The organism is Streptomyces chisholmiae (assembly GCF_031845445.1).
Taxonomy (GTDB): Bacteria; Actinomycetota; Actinomycetes; order Streptomycetales; family Streptomycetaceae; genus Streptomyces; species Streptomyces chisholmiae.
In genome coordinates this window covers 321,947-339,676 of sequence record NZ_JAVREO010000007.1, presented here as the reverse complement: position 1 = coordinate 339,676, position 17,730 = coordinate 321,947, and the positions used below count along the sequence as shown (strand labels likewise).

The following is a 17,730-nucleotide window of genomic DNA, read 5'->3' as shown; positions in this document are numbered from 1 at the left end:
ATAGGGTTACTCTGGCCCCCGTGGGGTGCGAGAGGTCGGGGGCGGCCGTCCTCACCCGCGGCCGGTGCGGGTGCCGCCGGTGCGGTCGCGGGCGCGTTGGCCGGTGAAGGCGCGGCGGCCCTGGCCGCCGAAACACCAGGCGAGCAGCGGCGGCAGGCTGGGGTGGACCTCGGACTCGCCCAGGGCGATCGCGGCGGTGAGGAAGATCCGGGTGTCGCGGAACTCGTGCCGCATCGAGCGGACCAGGTTGCCCAGGCCCAACTCCCTGGTCAGCCACTCGGCGACCGCCTCACTGTCGTCGGTCCGCACCCCGTCGAGCCGCCCGCTGCCCTGGATCAGGTCGAGTTTGCTGACCGCCACCGCCAACCGGGCCCGGTCCAGCGGGGCGCCCATCTGGCGCACCGCCTGGACGGCCTGTTGGAAGACCAGGTCGGGCGGCACCCGGGAGGCCAGGGAGCGGTCGATGGCGGCGCGTTGGGCCTCGTCGAGGCCACCCCAGAACGCCGGCACGCTCAGCGGGTCGAGGACGAACACGAAGGTTCTGGCGGTCGCGGCATAGCGCAGCGCGTCGGTGTCCTCCCGGTTGGTGAACCGCTCCCCCGCGGTGTCGAAGAGATGCACCAGCCGGCGCCGGCGCCGGGCGCCCAGCAGCACCGAGTAGGCCCGGGGCAGGGCGCGGGGGGTGCCCCTGGGGTGCCCTTCGCTGGTCAGCACGTAGCGCAGCGCCTGGTACTCCTCGGCCGTCGTGCCGTCGGCCGGGGCCACCGGGGTGCCGCCGGTCTCCAGCGTCATCAGCATGGCGGCCATCAGCTGGGTCTTCCCGGCCGCTGTCCCGCCGAAGAGCGGTACCACCAACTCGGGGTGGTGCCCGGTCTCCTGGCTCATCCGGCTCTCGCAGTAGACGCAGATCGCCTGGAGCCGGTAGCTGCCGGCCATGATGAGGGTGGGCAGCCGCCGCCCGCAGTGGCAGCGGCGCCGCAGGATGCCGTACCGGCCGGGCCGGACGTCGGTGTGCCGGCGCCCGCAGGCCTCGTCCGAGCAGGAGTAGGCGGGGTAGGGGACCCGCTCGTAGCAGTGCGGGCAGAGCATCCCGTTGTGCAGTTCCCGCACGCGCAGCACCCCACGGTCCACCGCGCGCAGCACCTCGGCCGAGAGGCGGCCCAGCGCCTGGAGCAGCAGGATCAGCACGGTGTGCAGCAGGCACAGCAGCAGCACCGGCACGACGCCCGCCACGGCGCCCAGCACGGTGCCGACGCCCAGCAGCGCGCCGAGCGGCACCGCCACCAGCCGGGTGACGGGCGGGTGTTGGAGCCAGTCGGTGCCGATGGCCCGCAGCGTGTCGCCGACCGTCCTGGGCAGCTGCCGGGCCGCCAGTGCGCAGCCGCGCCGCAGGTCGCGCAGCGCCGGCCCGTAGAAGTACTGGCGCAGGGCCTCCTCGCCTGGCGGCTGTTTGTCCGCCCGGTCCCGGCGCATCTCGCCGAGCAGCAGCGCGAGGTAGCGGCCCACCAGTCGGGCCGCCGTGACCAGCGCCATGAACAGGACGATCACGGGGCCGACGAACACTACCGCGATGGCCAGCAGCCCGCAGTAGAGCAGGATGCCGATCAGGCGGACCAGCAGAGGGATCAACGGTCGCCCCCTTTCCGGCGCCAGGGGAACCGGCGGGTCAGCCGGCGCACCCGGCCCCGCCGCCGCTCCTCGGCCCGGGCCGCCAGCCGGGCGGCGTACGACGGGCTGCGGGGGCCCACCTGGCGGGCGAACCGTTCGATCTCCTCGGCCGGCCAGCGCTCGACCAGCGGTGCGAGCGCCTCGTGGACGCGGAGCCGGCGCCACTCGTCGAGGACTTCGGCGGCCGCCACCAGTCCCTCGGCGTGCGCCCTGGCCACGTGCGTTGGCTGCCGGGGCAGTTCCTCGGCCACCTGCCGGAGATAGGCCTCGCGGGCTCGGTGCTCCAACCGGCTCAGCAGCCAGGGGATGTCGTCCGGCGTCGCCTGGCAGCGGGCCATCGCGGCCGGCAGCCGGTGGCCGAGCAGCAGCCGGGCCGAGCCCCAGGTCGGGGGCAGTGGCCGGCGCAGCAGCTCGACCAGCACGCCGCTGGGGACGGGCCGGTCGGTCTCCACGAGCAGTTGGCGCAGTTCCAGCAGCTTGTCGAGGCAGCCGCGGTCGTCCTCGGCCAGCCAGGCCAGCCGGTCGGTCTCCACCAGCAGTTGGCACAGCCGCAGGCAGTCCGCCAGCGCGGCCGGGTCCTTGGGGCGCCGTCGCACGGCGGCGCCGAACCAGTCGCCGGCGGCGCGGTCGGCGCCGAGTCCGGGCGGCAGCCGTCGCAGCACGTCGAGCGCCTGCCGGTGGGTGGACGGGCCGTTCGGCCACAGCCTGCGCAGCAGCACCCCGGTCAGCTCGGGCTCGCCGGTCGCGGCCAGGACGCGGGGCAGCAGGTCCAGGCGCGCCTCCGGCTGCCGCACCGCCCGGGCGGTCAGCTGGGCCGCCAGCAGGGTGGGATGCTCGGCCAGGTCGGTCTCGTAGAGCAGCCCGTCGGGGAGCGCGTCGAAGAGCTCGACGAAGTACTCCGGCGATCGGGGCCGGGCCCGCGCCTGGGCCGGGTCATCCAGAACATCCAGGACATCCGGCTCTTGCAGGTCTTCCGGTTCGGCCAGCGCGGCCAGGGCGCGCCGCAGCTGGGTGCGGAACTCCGGCTGTTCGATGGCGAGTTGGCGTAGTTGGGCGACCAGTTCCGGGGCGGCGGGGCGGGTGGTCAGGGCGCCGAGCAGACCGTCGGCGATCCGCCGGCAGCCGCCCCGCAGCACCTGCTGGGGCAGCCGCAGCCGCGCCTGACCGGCCCACAGCAACAGCCGGGTGGCCTCGCCGTGGTCGGCGCCGACCAGCAGGGCCGCGACCCGTTCGATGGCCGCCTCGGCCCGCGCGGGGTCCTTGAACGGGACGGCCGGCGACCGGTCCGGGTCGTCGGCCAGGTGCCGGCGCAGCTCGCTGTCCAACAGGTCGCTTTGGAGGTACTCGGTGAGTTCGTGGTCGCCGCCGGCCAGCGCGGCCGTGCGCAGCGCGGTCAGCCGGTTGTCCGGGAAGGGCCCCAGCCGGTAGATCTGGCGGGTCACCTCGGCCAGCGCGGCCCCGCCGAGGTGGTCGGCCTCGGCGAGCCAGGGAATGATGGCGGCCAGGTCCTCCTCCGTGAGCGGGACGCTGCCGGTGGCGGCCGCGGCGACGGCCGGCAGATACCAGTCGGCGGCGGACCGCTCGGTCCCCCTGGTGTAGTCGGCGGCCCAGGACCAGAAGGGGCCGGAGGCGGCCGGGCCGACCCGGACCAGCAGCCGGGGCAGCGGGCCGGCACCCGCTTGGGGGAAGGCGCCGCCGACGAAGTCGAAGACGTCGAAGCCGTCCTGGAGGTCGGGGCCGGTGGGCACGCCCGCCTCGGGCACGGTGCCGACCAGTCGGAGCCGGCTGCGTTCCGGCTTGGCCAGGTAGGTGGCGAAGGACAGGGCGCGGGCCAGCGGCGGCGGCAGCAGATAGCTGACGGCGGCGAACCAGTGGGCGACCCGGTCGCTGGTGGCGTCCACCAGCAGCACCGTCCGGTCCGCTTCGAGCGCGCGGATCACCGCGGCCAGCAGCTCGGGCAGCCGCTCCCGATGCGGGTGACCGCGCAGGAAGCCCTCCACGGTGGCCGGGGTGAGCGGACCGGCGGGGGGCGGCCGCTCCAGGGCGGGCAGCCGGGTGCCGGAGGCGGTGGCGGCGGCCCACACCGGGGAGCGCCACAGCTCGATGGGCAGCAGCCGGCCGCTGTCGGTCTCGGGGTCCCGGCTGGCCAGGGCGTGCGCGAAGTAGTTCCCGAACCGCTGGGACGGGTCCCGGCCGAGGTAGCGCACGCGGGCGATCAGCGTCGTCTCGCCGGGCAGGTGGCAGAGGTTGACGGGGCAGCGGGCCAGGTCGGCCGGCGCGTCGGAGTAGAGCATCGACCGCGGCGGCTCGTACCCGGTCAGCGCCTCGACCTCCCGCATGGTCTCGGCGGAGACGCCGTCGCTGACGGCGTTGAACTGGTAGCCGGAGAAGCCGCTCAGGCCGTGCTCACAGGAGGTGTAGTACAGCTGGGAGAACGCCATCTCAACCCCGGCCCGCCCGGCGGGTGCGGGGCAGCGCGCCGAACTCGCTGAGCAGCCACAGCAACGGGTCGGCGATCCGGTAGGGCTGGATGCCGGTCGCGGCGACCCGCCCCTCGGGCGTCGGGGTCCGGCCCAGCGCGGAGACGCCGAAGTAGCGGTAGCTGGCGTGGTTGTTCTCCAGCGTCTGGTCCAGCCCCACGCCGTCCCAGCGTTTGAGGAGGTGACGCACCTCGTGGTGGACATCGAGTCCGTCGGCCACGTCGTAGCGGCCGCCGTCCGGCGGCTGCGCGCGCAGCGGGCTGCCGGCGTCCAGCTGGTGGACCAGGGCATCCATCTTGGCGAAGACCACGGCGATCGGGACGCGGCTCACGGCGGCGCCCCGGCGACCGACCCGGGACAGCAGCAGGTTGGTGATCCGGGCCAGCACGTTGACCGGCGCGTCGACCTCGTCGGTGCCGGGCAGCAACGTGCCCGGCAGGGCCAGTTCGCGGGCGCCGGGCAGTTGGAGCGGGTCGAGGACGAGGATGATGCCGTCGGCGTTGGCGAGGTAGCGGGTGTTCAGCTCCACGCTCTCCCGCGAGTTGAAGTCCTCGCCCGCGGTGTCGAAGAAGGACAGCACGGTGTGCTTCCGCGTGTCGCGGAAGAGCCGGGGCCGGGTGACGCCGAAGCGGAACACCAGCGGGTCCACCTGGTTGTTGATCCTGGCGCCGGCTGTTCGGGTGCCGATCAGCATCTGGCCCTCCTGGTAGAGCCGGTCCTGGTACTCCTTGCCGAAGCGCAGCATGGTGGCGTCGTCCGCGCCGATCAGGGAGATCCGGTAGCGTTCGCCGATCCGGTTCATCAGCTCGTGCAGGAGCACCGTCATCAGGACGGTCTTGCCGGAGTCACGGGCCCCGACCATCGCGATCAGCCGGTTGCCCAGGAAGCCGAACTGGGCGGGCAGGGTGCTGTGGCAGACCGGGCAGACCCGGTAGGTGGTCTCGTTCTTGCAGGTGGGGCAGGGCGCGGTGGTCCGCCGGCCGTCGGCGGCGAAGACCGGGCCACCTTCCCGGCGCTGGCCGAGGCGCTGCAGCAGCACATCGTCGCGCTCGGCCAGGCAGCGTTGACCGGTGCGGCTGAGCCGGGTGTTGCAGCGGAAGAGGATCTCCCGGGCGGTGAAGGTCTCGTAGCAGTACGGGCAGACGAGTCTCTTGGCCATCTTCGGACGCCTCACAGTCGGTGCCGCGCGGACGAAGGCAGGACGATTCCCCCGGTGGTCGGCCCGGCCGGAAAACAGACCAGCCAGTTGTCACCACGGGCCGGGGAGAGAGGGAACTCCACGACCACCGGCTGCTCGGGGCCGAGGCGCTGCGGCGGGATCTCGTACACCACCCGGCCCTCGCCCGGGTTGCTCGGCCGGAAGCGGCCGGTGCCGTGCACCACCAGCAGGGGCGGCAGTTGGCAGGGGACCTCGGCCGTCAGCGACAGCCGGGCCACCCGGCCACGCAGGGTATGGCGCAGGCTGGGCAGGTAGTGGACGACGGGAGCGTGCGCCGGCACCAACAACGCGGCCGGGCGGTCGAACGTGTCGCCCGGGCCGCCGGGGGCCAGCGCCTCCACGGTGAGGGAGACCTCGCCGTAGCCGGTGTCCAGTTCGAAGCCGCCGTCGTGCTCGTAGGCCCGGCGGGAGCAGGTGGCCTCGCCGGTGCCTGGGCGGCCCAGCGGTCCGCCGTCGGTCAGCCGCCAGCGGACCCGGGCGAGCAGGCTGCCGGGGGGCCAGACCCACACCACCAGCAGGTGCTGACCGCGGCGGATCGCCTCCAACTCGGTCACCGGCGTCGGGACCAGGCCGTCGCGGTCACCGGCCGGGTCCGCGACGGCCGCCGGGTCCGGGGACGGGGCCGCTTGGGTCTCCGGCTCCGGGGACGGGGCCGGGGCGGCCGGCGGAGACGGGGCGGTTGGGGACCCCGGGCCCGGGGCGGTCACCGAGTCCGGTGGGGGGTGGGGGCCCCCGGCCTGGTGCGGGTCCTCGTCCGATGGCCCGGGCTCGGAGGGGGGAGCGGGCGCCGGGGGGATGTCGGGGGCGGGCCCCGGCGCGGGCGCGGCCGGCGGCTCGGACGGCTCCTCCGGGCATGCCGACCCGGAAGTGGCGAAGCCCGGCTCGGGATCCAGCGCCCGGGCGCCCGTCACGACGCGCAACAGCCCGAAGTCCGCCCGCCGGGCCAAACCCCGCACCACGGCCAACTCCGGTGCCTCGGCCCGCGCATACCAGCCAAGCCGGTCCTCCAGCCGGGCCGCGGTGCCCGGGGTGGCGGCCAGGCCACCGGCCAGCAGCAACGTGGAGGGCGGCGTCTCCAGCAACGTGTCCGCCCGATCTCGCACCTCGACAGCCGCCGCGCAGGCCCGCTCCCACAGCGGCGCCACCGCCCGGTCCAGCTGCTCCCGGGTGAGCGTCAACGGGTGGTCGGTGCCCGGCAGCGTCACCTGGGCGAGATCGCCACCGCTGTGAGCCAGGTCCAACCGAAGCGCCTCGGCGGCCCGCAGCAGGGCCGGCGAGGCGGCCGGCTCCGGGTCCAGCCGCGCCAGCTGCGGCCGCAGCGCGTCGGCGACGGCCGCGTCCCAGGCGGCGCCGCCCAGCGGGTGGCTGACGGTGTGCGCGATCCGGACCGTGCGGTCGCCCTCGGTGGTGAGCAGGGTCAGGTCCAGGCTGCTGCCGCCCTGGTCGAAGACCAGCACCGAGCCGCGGGCACCGTCCCGGATCGCCCCGTAGTGCAGGGCGGCGGCCACCGGTTCGGCGAGCGCGTGGGCGACCCGCAGGCCGACGCTTTCGGCGGCCCGCCGCAGCGCCCGTTCGCCGTCGCCGGACGAGGGCAGCGAGAGCGTGATGGGCGAGTCGGGCGGCGCCGGTTCGCGGCCGCGTGCCTGGTCGGCCATGTGGACCAGGCCGGCCAGCAGCCGGCCCGCCAGCTCGGCCGGCGGTCGAACCGGCCCGCCAAGGCCGTCATCGACCGCCCCGGCAGCCTCGGCCGCCGGGTCCAGAAGCGGTGCGCGGACGGCCAGGGCCACCTCGGCCGGGTGGGTCAGGGCCCGCTCCCACGCGGCTCGGCCGATCCGGAACTCCCCGCCCGGGCGGGCCCAGACGGCCGCCGGCACGGCACCGTCGGGCGCGCCGATCCCGGCGGGCGCCCCCGCGACCACCGGCTCCCGCCGCTCGTCCAGCCAGGCCACCCGGGCGCAGCTGCCCCCCAGGTCGATCGCGTACATCGCTCACCGCCCCCCGTCGCGGCCACCGTCACCGGCCGGCGGCTTGGCCAACGAGACCGTCCCGCCATCGACGGTCGTCGAACCCTCGGCGGTCGTCGGGTCCTCGGTGGTGACCCGGATCCGGGGCTCGCCGCCGGTCGGCTCGTCCACCGTCACCCACAGCCGTTCGCCGACGGCCGGCTGTCGGGTCATCAGGGAGCGGACCACGGCCTGTCGGACGGCCTCCAGCTCGTTGCGGATCTGCCGCCCGCCGTAGGCCCGCCGTTCGGGGGCCGTCATCCGCTCGACGATCCAGGCGTGCAGGAGGGGCCGGTGGTACGCCAGCCGGACCCGCCGGCGCTCCGCGGTGGCCTCCGCGAGCTTGCCCAGCAGCCGGTCGGCGATCCGCACGATGTGCGCCCGGCGCAGCATGTCGAAGACGACGACGCCGGGCTTGAGCCGGCCGAAGATCTCCGGCCGGCCGATCGCCCGGAACTTCTCCTCCACGGCCCGGGCGAAGTGCGTCTCCAACGTGGCGTAGGTGGTGTCCTCGCCGGTCTCGGCGAGCAGCTCGGGCAGCGCGTCGGCGCCGGTGTTGGAGGTGAAGATGATCAGCGACTGGGCGAAGTGCGCGGTCCTGCCCTGGCCGTCGGTCAGCCGCCCGTCCTCCAGGATCTGCAGGAACTTGTCCAGCACGGCGGGGTGCGCCTTCTCGATCTCGTCGAACAGCAGCACGCTGAAGGGGCGTTCCTGGACCCGGCGGGTCAGCTCGCCGCCCTGTTCGAAGCCGACGAAGCCGGGTGGCGCGCCGGCCAGCCGCTCGGCGGCGTGCTCCTGCTGGTACTCGCTCATGTCGAACCTGGCGTAGGCGCCGGGGTCGCCGAAGATCAACCGGGCCAGGGACTTGGCCAGCTCGGTCTTGCCGACGCCGGTCGGGCCGACGAAGAAGAAGGTGCCACGTGGCCTGGCCGCGCCGGAGTCCCCGAAGTCCACGCCGACGAAGGCGGCCTGGAGGGCCCCGACCACCGCGTCCACGGCCCGCTCCTGGCCGATCACATCGGCCGACAGCTCGTCGGCCGCCGCCGCGATCCTGGCGTGGTCGAGCTGGGACCAGGGGTCGATGCTGACGTTGAGCCGGTGCTTGCGCATCAGCTCGGCGTGCTTGCCGACCGGCACCTTCCGCACCTGGGAGGTCTTGGCCAGGGCGTCCAGCTCCCAGGCGGTCAGGCCGTCGGTGGCGCCGACCAGCCGCTCGAAGTCCTCCTGGCCGGCGCTCTCGGCGCCGCGGAAACCGTCGCGCAGCAGGGTCAGCCAGAGGCGCCGCTCGCGCTGGTCCGGGGGGCCGAGCCGCAGCGGGACGGTGCGCGGGTCCTCGCGCCACAGCCACTCCGGCAGCCGGGCCAGGTCGCCGACGACGGTGAGCACGGCGTTGCGCGCGGTGCCCTCGGCGTCGTGCGGGACCACGGCGTCGGTCATGGCGGCGCGCAGCAGCAGGTAGCCGGCGGTGGACTCGGGCTGGCCCACGGGCAGCGCGTGGTCCACGTCCTGGAAGACGAAGGCGACGGCGGCGCGCGGGCTGGCCGCCAGCCGGCGGGCCGCTGCGACGGCGTCCTCGAACGCCATCAGCCGCCGGGGCGCGCGGCCGTCGAACAGGCCGGCACGGGCGCCCTCCCTGGCCGCGCCCCGGCGGGTGGGGGGCGGGGAGGCCGGCTGGTCGGTGGGGCGGCGGGTCTCGGTGTCGAGGGCTCGGCCAGGGGGCCGATCCCGGTCACCGGGGGGCTGCTCGCCGGGGGCGGCCGGGCCGGGCCGCGGCGGCAGCTCGCGCACCAGCTGGTCGAACCGTTCCCGATGCCCCGGGTACGGGAACTCCAGCCCGTCAACCGGGTCCCACCAGCCCACCACGGTCGCCCCGCGCCGCACCAGGACGTTGACCAACAGCGCCTGGAAGGAGACCGGTTGGCCGCTCCACCACCAACGGTCACGGACCTGGCCGTCGATCAGCACCTGCCGGCCGCGGGCCATCTCCCAGCCGAGGGAGAACGTCCACACCGGCATCAGCGGGTCGGCCCGCGTCGGGCCCTCCTCCCCTGACGACGGCCCGGGCGGGCCTGGCGGGGCGCTCACCGCCGCCTCCGCGCCTCGGCGCCCGCCCCGCCAGGCCCGCCCCGCCGAGGCGGTTTGCCGTCCCAGTCCAGCTCGCCGGCGACGAAGTCGGCCGCCGCCAGAGCCGCGTGCACATCGTCCAGCAGGTCTTCGGTGGCGCAGCCGGCCACCGGGTTGGGCCCCTCCGGGATGCCGGGTTCGCCGTCGATCTCGTAGGTCAGCCGCGCCTGGCCGTCGCCGTCGGTGCGGATGGCCGCGTCGTAGACCGCGCCGTTCAGCCGCTCGAAACGCATCACCAGCCGGTCGCTCGCCTCGTTGCCCTCGGTGAGCGTGAACCCGTGCCCCGACATGGCGTCCTGGAGGGCGCGGGCCAGCTGCGCGCGGCGCTCCAGGGCGAGCAGCAGCTCGTCCAGGCGGGCCTCGGCGCGCGGCAGCAGCTCCTCGACGGCGGCGACGGCGGCCAGCGCCGGCTCGACCGCCGCACCGGCCAGCGCGCCCTCGGCCCGGCCGAGGGCGGCCCGCAGCTCGTCGGCGAGCGCCTCGTCGGCGAAGTCGGTGGCGTCCCTGACCGCCTCCAGCACCCCGTCACGCACCACGGCCAGCCGGTCGGCGGCCTCCTGCCGCCGCTCGGCCAACTCGGCCAGCCGCTCGGCCTCCCGCTCGGCCAGCTCGGCCGCCCGCTCGGCCGCGAGTCGCGCCCGCTCCTCGGCCGCCCGCGCCTCGGCGGCCGCCTCCCGGTCCGCCGCCGCCCTGGCCTCGGCAGCCGCCCGTTCCCTGGCGGCCCGGGCCTCGGCGGCGTCGGCGATCGCGAGGTCGTGCCGGTCCAGCAGGTGTGCGGCGGTGCCGGCCAGTGCCTCGAAGCGGACGGTCTCGCCGGCGTCCAGGGCGGCCCGCAGCCGCTCCAGCGCCTCCCCGGCCGCCCGGTGGCCGGCCGGGTCGGCCCGCTCGCCAGCCGGCGTCAACCTGGCCCACAGCGCGGCCAGTTCCCGCCGCCGGTCATCGGCCCGCTCGCCCTGCCGGGCGGCCTCGCCCAGCCGGGCCACCCGCTGCCGCAACGCCTCGATCTCGGCGTCCAGCCCGCCGGCCGGCGCGGCCGGCAGCCGGTCGGCCAGCTCGGCGGCGGTCCTGGCCGCCGCCGCCCGGCCCGGGGTGGCCCGCTGGGGCAGCCGCTCGATCAACGCGTTGACCTCGGCGAGCCGCTCGCCGGCGGCTCGTTGCCTGGCGGCCCGCTCGGCGGTGGCCCGCCGGCTCTCGTCGGCCGCCCGGCGCCGCGCCCGCTCCGCGTCGGCGCCGGCCCTGGCCGCGGCCCGGCCCTCCGCGTGCCGCCGTCGCTCGGCCGCGGCCCTCGCCCTGGCCGCGGCCCGCGCCTCGGCGTGCCGCTGCCGCTCGGCGGCGCGGGCCGCCTCGCGGCGGCGGCGCTCGGCCGCCTGCTCGGCCCGGCGCGCCCGCTGGCGGGCGGCGCGGGCGGCGCTCACATCCACGCTGGTGTACATGACCGATCCGCTCACAACGGCCCCTTTCCTTCCCGCGCTTCCTCGTCCGTCGGCGACGGCGAGGGTCGTTCGGCGGCTCGCTCGACCGGCTCGGCGGCGGGCCCCGCCGGCGCGGCCGCCGCCCCCGCTGTCCCCGCGCCGCCGGCCGGCCGCGCCCGCGCGCTCGGAGCGGGCTCGACCGGCGCGGCCCCGCCCCGCACCGCGTAGCCGAGGGCTTGGAGGCGGGTCTCGACATGGGCGCGGAAGCCGGGGGCGGCGGGGACGCCCGCCCAGGAGAACGTGTTGTCGGTGCCGAGGGAGACCTCGATGCCGGCGCCGGCGCCGGCGTGGTCGGCGACCTCGGCGTACCGCTCGGTGAGCGGCAGCAGCCGCTGGTTGTCGGAGCCCCGCCAGAGCAGGTCGCCGTGGCGGGCCGCCACATAGGGCCCGTCGATCAGCAGGTCGAGCCGGTCCAGGAGGGCCCGCTGGGCGGGGGTGCCCCGCCGCAGCGCCTCCAGCCGGAACCCGGAGTAGGCGACGGCGGACAGCTCGGGGCGCCGGGTCCTGACCTCGTCCAGCAGCTCCACCAGGGGTCGGGCCTGGGCGAACGGCTCGCCGCCGGAGAGCGTGACGCCCTCGATCTCGGGCAACCCGACGAGCCAGTCGGCGAGTTCGGCGACCGGTCTGGCGTGGCCCGCGTCGAACGGCAGGGTTTCCGGCGCCACGCAGCCCCGGCAGCGCAGCGGGCAGCCCTGTACCCACAGGACGGCGCGCCAGCCCGGCCCCAGCACCCCGCAGCGGTCCAGGGTGCGGCTGACCACCAGCACTCCCGCCGCCCCGTCGCCGGCCGCCGCCGGTCCGCCGCCGGCCGCCTCGTCAGGCTCGGTCACCCGCTTCCCCTTCCGTGTCGCCGGCCCGTCGGGGCGGCGCGTTCGCCTGCCGGGGCCCGCCGTGCCCCGGGGGCGGCGGCGACCGGTTCCTGGATGTCGCGGGCCAGTCGGTCTCGTTGGTCGCACCAGGGGCACCAGGCGCGTTCCACGCTGTGCCGGTGTTCCGGCGTCTCGGCGCAGACCACCAGCCGGTCGACGGCCAGCTCGCGGCGCAGTTGGTCCGCCCACTCGGTGGGGGTGGGCCGCCGGGCCGGGTTCTGCCGCCCGGCGGTGTCGAAGGCGCGCCGGAAGAGCCGCAGCAGCCCGCGGGGCAGCAGGTCGAGTGGCGGGGCGACCGGCGGCAGCAGCACGGACGAGCCGTCGGTCAGCCGGCTGCGGCCGTGCAGCAGGTTGTCGTCGAACGAGGCGTAGGGGCTGCCGTCAGCCGGGTGCCCGTGGAACGGGTGCAGCCCGTCCATCAGCAGCTGGTGGACGAGGACGGCCAGCAGAAAGGCGTCCGAGGCCCGGTCCGGCGGGAGTTCGGAGCCCACGCACTCGGGGGCGGTGTAGCCGGGGGTACGCATCCGGCAGTCGAAGGTCTCGCCGCCGTCGGTGAACTGGAGGGAGTCCACGTCAGCCAGGGCGATCCGGCCGGCCGGGTCCACCCAGAGGTTGTCCGGCTTCAGGTCGCCGACGACGTACTCCTCGGCGTGCAGGTCGGCGAGGAGTGCCGCCAGGTCGGCGGCGGCCCGCAGCGCGGTCGCCCAAGTGGCCTGGGGCAGGTGCTCGCGACGGGCGGCCGGCGACAGCAGGTGTTCCAGTGGCTGGTGGGTCGCGCGCAGGTCGGCCATCAGACAGCCGACGGCGCCGCCGGGCACCGTGCTGACGACCTCCAACGGCCAGGCCAGCCGGGGTGGTTGACCGGCCGGCAGCAGCACGGTGGTGCGTGGCTCGCGCGCCTGGCGGAGCAGCCGGGCCAGCCGGTCGCGGTAGCCGGCCGGGTCGCCGGGGCGCGGCACCAGCTTGGCGACCAGGTCGGGCTTCCCGCGCACCGCGTAGACCACGCCCTCGGTGCCGCTGCCCACCACGTCCGTCAGCAGCCACTCGCGGCCCGTCGCCGACCGGACCGGGAACGGCATCTCAGCCACCCCCCGTCGGGGTGAGCCCGCACAGCAGCGTCAGGTCGTCGCCGCTGCGGCCGGCCTCGGCCCCGGAGAGCAGGGCGCGCAGCGGCTCGGCGTCGCCGCCGTTGGCCCGGAGGGTCTCGGCCAGCGGGCCGAAGAACGCCTCGGCGGGCAGCGGCCCGGCCGCCGGCGGCAGCCCGCGGGCCGCCGGGTGGTCCAGCACCAGCGGGGCGCAGCCGTCGGTGGCCAGCACCAGCCCGCTGAGGTCCGGGTCCCACAGCGCGAAGGAACGCGCCCGGGCGCGGGCGCTCGGGGAGGAGAGGAAGAGCGGGGGCGCGTCGCCGGCGGCGGGCGGCGGCAGCACGGCGTGCGCGCGCTCGGCCGGGCCGCCGGGGGACGCGGGGCGGGTGAGCACCACTCCGAAGCAGTCGCCGACGCAGACGAAGGCCGCCCAGGGCGGTCGCAGCACGGCGGCCGCACAGCCGGCGGCCAGCTCCGCCAACTCCCCCGTGCCGGCGGCCCGTTCCTGGTCCGCGCCGCCTCGCGCGCCGGCTCGCGCGCGGGCGCCGCCGTGCCGGCTCGGGTCGGCACGGCCGGCGGTGTCGCCGGGGTCGCCGGCGGCGGTCCCGGCCCTTCTGCCGCCGCCCTCGCCCGGCCCGCCGCCCTCGCCCGGCCCAGCGCCGAGCAGGGCGGCCGCCTGGCGGCGCCACCCGGTGACCAGCGTGCCGGCCCGCTCGGCCGCCCAGGCGGTCCAGGTCCCGCCGTCCGCGTCGGCCGCCGGCACCCCGTCGGCCAGCAGTCGGCAGGCGAGGTCCACGGCCAGGTGCGCGCCGAGCGCGCTGCGGTGCCGGGCGCCCGCCCCGTCCGCGACGGCCAGCACCACTCCGGGCCCGGCGCCCGGCGGCCCGGAGAGGCGTCGGGCCTTGAACGCGTCCTGGCAGCCGGTGGCATCGGCCAGATGGTCGGTGCCCTGGACCGTCACCCCCGCCACGATCAGCCCCCCGTTCACAGCAGCTTCTCCTCCATCGCGCGCATCCGCCGCCGCAGCTCGGCCTCGTGCGCGGCCTGCTCGTGGACGTCGTCCGAGGTGGTCACCGGGCCCACCCGGTCCGAGCTGCGGACCAGGAACTTCAGGATCTCGGTGAAGTTCAGGCCGGCCAGCATCAGCGTGCCGCGCGGGGCCAGCACCTCCAGCAGCTCCTGGTCGGCGCCCCTGACCCCGATCGCCAGGAAGACGCAGTCGTCGGGCGGCGCGGCGGCCTCCACCGCGCGCAGCCGCTCGGCCATCGGGGCCAGCTCGGCCCGGCTCAGCGGCCGGCCGTGCTCGTCGCTCGGCGCGCCGTCGGTCAGCAGCCAGATCAACGGGCGGAGCACCGGCACCCGTTGCTCGGTCAGGTGGCGGCGGCGGCCGGCGGCCAGCCGGAGCGCCGCCTCCAACGCCGGCAGCAGGCAGGTGTAGCCGTCGGCGCGCAGCTCGGGTGGCTCCAGCCGGTCCACGGCGACGAAGTCCCGTTCCGGGCGGGCGGCTTCGGCGTCGGTCAGGGCGCCCGCCTCCGGGTCGAAGACCCGCACCTCGGTGCCGAAGGCGATCAGGCAGACCTCGACCCGTTCCCGCATCCGCGCCTGGGTGCGCACCTGGTCGGCGAGGTGGGCCAGCGCCACGTTGACCTCCGCGATCCGGGGCGCCTGGGCGGGGCGGGCCATCGAGGCGGAGACGTCCAACAGGATGATGACCGGCTGCCGTTCGAAGAGCCCGGAGCCGAACGCCGGTCCCGGCGGGGCGCTCACTCCCCGGGCTCCGGCCTCGCCGCCAGGGCGAGCAGTCGGCGCCCGTCGGGGTCCAACCGCAGCCGGACCCCGGCACCCGGGCGGACCCCTTCGCCCTGCGGCGTGGCTCGCAGCAGTACGCCCTCGACCAGCACGAAGGCGTCCGGCGCCGGCCAGGTGACGACCCGGCCCAGCACCCCGTCCGCCGCCCGCCGGGGGTCGTGCGCCCGGCGGCCGCCGGCCGTCACGTGGCCCGGCGCGCGGGGCGCCGTCCCGCCGCGCGCCCACCTGGCACGGCGCCGGCCCGAACCCCACTCCACCCCTGCCGGACTGATCGAACTGGCCGAAGTGATCGAAGCATCCCGCCTCCCGAGTCCACCCGTCGCGGTCGCGAGAGTTCATTGAAGCGACCGGAGTCGGCGAAACACAGGGCATAGCTGGGCGACTACCGGGCGGATTCCGGTAGTCGCCCATGGGTGTGGGTTGCCCTGGTGGACGAACGGTGCCCAGCCGCCAACCCTGGCCAACCGCCGCCCGCCGCCGTCCGCGGGCGACCCGACATGCCAGGAGGCGGGGTGCGGGCTGGGTCGAGCAGCACGGTTGACCGACGGGGGCGTCTCGGTTCGCGGCCCGTTCCCCCGAGTAGTCGGACAACGGGCACAAGCCGGCGGGGAGCCCACACCACATGTCCCTGCGCGCCGCGGCCACCGGTCCCCGAGGACGGACCTCGGCCAGAGCGCTCGTCGGGGAAACCGGCCTGCGACCGGGACCGCTCGGGGCATCGCAGGGGGTGGGCTGACCGGTCGCGGGGTTCCGCGCCCGCCGCCGGGTGCGGGCGGCGGGGCGGTGCGTTGACTCAGGACGGGCTGACCAGGCGTGCCTCGTAGGCGAAGATCGCGGCTTGGGTGCGGTCGCGCAGGCCGAGCTTCACCAGCACCCTGCTGACGTGTGTCTTGATGGTGGACTCGGCCACGCGCAGCCGGTCGGCGATCTCGGCGTTCGACAGACCGTGGGCGATCAGGGTGAGCACCTGCGTCTCGCGTTCGGTCAGCTCGCCGACGCGCACGTCCGCCGGTGGGGACAGCGGCGCGCCGTGCCGGGCGAACTCCGAGATCAGCCGTCGGGTGACGGTCGGCGCCAGCAGTGCGTCGCCGGCCGCCACCACCCTGACTCCGTCCGCGAGTTGACGGGCCGAGGCGTCCTTGAGCAGGAAGCCTGACGCGCCGGCGCGCAGGGCCTGGTAGACGTACTCGTCGAGGTCGAACGTCGTCAGCACGAGCACCCGGGGCGGATCGTCGCCGGCGACGATCCGGCGGGTCGCCTCGATACCGTTCAGCTCCGGCATGCGGATGTCCATGAGGACCACGTCGGGGCGGAGCGCGGCGCCGCGTTCGACGGCTTGCCGGCCGTTCACCGCCTCGCCGACCACCTCGATGTCCGGCTGGGCGTTGAGGAGCACGGTGAAGCCCTCGCGGACCATGACCTGGTCGTCGACGAGCAGGACGCGGATCGTCATGCGGGGACCCGCGCGGAGTCGGACAGCGGGAGGAAGACGGTGGTCTCGAAGCCGCCGTTCGTGGTGGGTCGGGCCGTGAGTTCGCCGCCGAGCATGGACACTCGCTCCCGCATGCCGGTGATGCCGTGCCCGGCGCCTGGCGAGGTAGGTGCGGGGGATTTCGGTGGGCCGTTGACCACGCGCAGGCCGAGACCGCCGAGCACATGGGCGACCTCGACGCGGGCGGAGGCGCCCGGCGCGTGTCGCAGGGTGTTGCTCAGCGCCTCCTGGATGATGCGGTACGCCGACAGCTCGACGCCCTGGGGCAGTTCAGGGACGGCGCCGGTGACGGTCTTCTCCACGGACAGGCCGGCCTCGCGCACGTTCTCCAGGAGCCGGTCGAGGTCGGCGAGCGTGGGCTGGGGTGCGTCCGGGGCCTCCTGGTCCTCGGCGCGTACCACGCCCAGGACCCGCCGCAGTTCGGCCAGCGCGGCCACGGCGTTCTCCCTGATGGTCGCGAACGACTGGGTCAGCTCGGGCGGCGGGTTGTCCACCCGGTAGGGGGCGGCCTCCGCCTGGATCGCGACGACCGACATGTGGTGCGCCACCACATCGTGCAACTCCCGGGCGATGACGGTGCGTTCTTCCAGCCGGGTGCGGCGGGAGCGTTCCTGGCGGGTGACGGCGGCCTGCTCCACGACCTCGCGGCGCGAGGTGTGCCAGCCGCGCACCAGCAGCACGGCGAGCAGCGTCGGGACGGAGACGGCGATCATGATCAGGGTGTTGTGGCCGGGCGCGGTGCCGAGCTGGCTGGTCGGGAGGGCCAGGCTGGTGAGCACGGTGAGCACCCACATCTCCACGACCACCCGCGGCCTGGACCGGACGGCGACCAGCGCCATCACCAGGGTGTGGGTGATCAGAGCGCCGGTGAGCCACGGCCAGGCCGCCGATATTCCCATCAAGGCCACGGCGACGAGGCCCGCGAGGGAGAGCCACCACGCGCCGACGGGGCGGAACAGCGCGGCGATCAACGGGACACCGAGGAACAGTACGTTGAACCGCTGCCTGTCCGGCTCCCAGTGGTTGATCCCCCCGGCCGAGACGATCATCATCGCCACGGCGGTGAGGACGATGGCGGCGTGTGGTAGCCAGCGGACGGGGGCCTGCAGACGGGCCGGCAGGCGGTGCAGCGGCCCGCTGGCGACGGGGAGGGGCGGGAGCGGCCGGAACGCGAACGCGTGGGTGAGGAGGTCCTCGCGCAACGCGCGCAAGCCGGCGCGGGCGAGGCGGAGTTCGGTTCTCGGACTGTGGTGGTGCGTGCTCTCGTTCACGGCGAACACAGTAGGAGGCGGGGTGGGCCGTGGTCGTCCCCTGTGGTGCGGAGGTGACGGGGTCCTCCTCAGGTACTACTCCCCTGGTCCGTCGGGGGGAGGCGGTTGCCGCAACGGGGGTGTTCCTGGGCCGCGCGCCGGGCAGGTGGTGCGGGCAGGTCGGCGACGCGGCGGTCGCCGGCCCTGGCCTGGTGCGGAGGTGGCCATCCGACCGATGGTCGACTCCGCGAGCGGCCGG

The 17,730-nt window shown here is 76.1% G+C and carries 13 protein-coding genes; all 13 read right to left on the bottom strand.

Translation table 11 applies throughout. The features are described from left to right. Positions 1-51: 51 nt before the first annotated feature. The gene (locus tag RM844_RS14585) at positions 52-1,629 is read right to left on the bottom strand and encodes a TRAFAC clade GTPase domain-containing protein (RefSeq protein WP_311667576.1); all 1,578 of its coding nucleotides are present in this window, start codon (positions 1,627-1,629) and stop codon (positions 52-54) included. Further along, a complete protein-coding gene (locus tag RM844_RS14580; RefSeq protein ID WP_311667574.1) occupies positions 1,626-4,109 on the bottom strand; it encodes a GTPase-associated protein 1-related protein in 2,484 nt (827 codons plus the stop codon). The genes RM844_RS14585 and RM844_RS14580 overlap by 4 nt, the downstream gene beginning before the upstream one ends. A gap of 1 nt (position 4,110) precedes the next feature. Further along, entirely contained in the window at positions 4,111-5,307 is a 1,197-nt protein-coding gene (locus tag RM844_RS14575; RefSeq protein WP_311667573.1) for a TRAFAC clade GTPase domain-containing protein, read from the bottom strand. Positions 5,308-5,318: 11 nt separating this feature from the next. Then, positions 5,319-7,352 carry an Hsp70 family protein gene (locus RM844_RS14570; protein ID WP_311667571.1) on the bottom strand — a complete coding sequence of 678 codons (2,034 nt, stop codon included), beginning with the start codon at positions 7,350-7,352 and terminating at the stop codon, positions 5,319-5,321. Positions 7,353-7,355: 3 nt separating this feature from the next. Beyond that, positions 7,356-9,455, bottom strand: coding sequence for an AAA family ATPase (locus RM844_RS14565; protein ID WP_311667570.1), 2,100 nt, complete (start codon positions 9,453-9,455; stop codon positions 7,356-7,358). Then, on the bottom strand, positions 9,452-10,942 hold the full coding sequence (locus tag RM844_RS14560) for a hypothetical protein (RefSeq protein WP_311667569.1): 1,491 nt from the start codon (positions 10,940-10,942) through the stop codon (positions 9,452-9,454). Before RM844_RS14560 ends, RM844_RS14565 begins: the two co-directional genes overlap by 4 nt. After that, positions 10,939-11,796, bottom strand: coding sequence for a 4Fe-4S single cluster domain-containing protein (locus RM844_RS14555; protein WP_311667568.1), 858 nt, complete (start codon positions 11,794-11,796; stop codon positions 10,939-10,941). Before RM844_RS14555 ends, RM844_RS14560 begins: the two co-directional genes overlap by 4 nt. Beyond that, complete coding sequence (locus RM844_RS14550; RefSeq protein WP_311667567.1) at positions 11,793-12,914, bottom strand: protein kinase domain-containing protein; 1,122 nt, start codon at positions 12,912-12,914, stop codon at positions 11,793-11,795. The genes RM844_RS14555 and RM844_RS14550 overlap by 4 nt, the downstream gene beginning before the upstream one ends. 1 nt (position 12,915) lies before the next feature. Then, positions 12,916-13,908, bottom strand: coding sequence for a protein phosphatase 2C domain-containing protein (locus tag RM844_RS14545; RefSeq protein WP_394814502.1), 993 nt, complete (start codon positions 13,906-13,908; stop codon positions 12,916-12,918). Next, positions 13,905-14,687, bottom strand: coding sequence for a vWA domain-containing protein (locus tag RM844_RS14540; protein WP_311667566.1), 783 nt, complete (start codon positions 14,685-14,687; stop codon positions 13,905-13,907). Before RM844_RS14540 ends, RM844_RS14545 begins: the two co-directional genes overlap by 4 nt. After that, positions 14,684-14,914: a hypothetical protein gene (locus tag RM844_RS14535; RefSeq protein WP_311667565.1), complete on the bottom strand. Its 231-nt coding sequence runs from the start codon at positions 14,912-14,914 to the stop codon at positions 14,684-14,686. Before RM844_RS14535 ends, RM844_RS14540 begins: the two co-directional genes overlap by 4 nt. 608 nt (positions 14,915-15,522) lie before the next feature. Then, a complete protein-coding gene (locus tag RM844_RS14530) occupies positions 15,523-16,182 on the bottom strand; it encodes a response regulator transcription factor (RefSeq protein WP_311667564.1) in 660 nt (219 codons plus the stop codon). Continuing rightward, positions 16,179-17,492, bottom strand: coding sequence for a sensor histidine kinase (locus tag RM844_RS14525; RefSeq protein WP_311667563.1), 1,314 nt, complete (start codon positions 17,490-17,492; stop codon positions 16,179-16,181). The genes RM844_RS14530 and RM844_RS14525 overlap by 4 nt, the downstream gene beginning before the upstream one ends. Positions 17,493-17,730 lie beyond the last annotated feature (238 nt).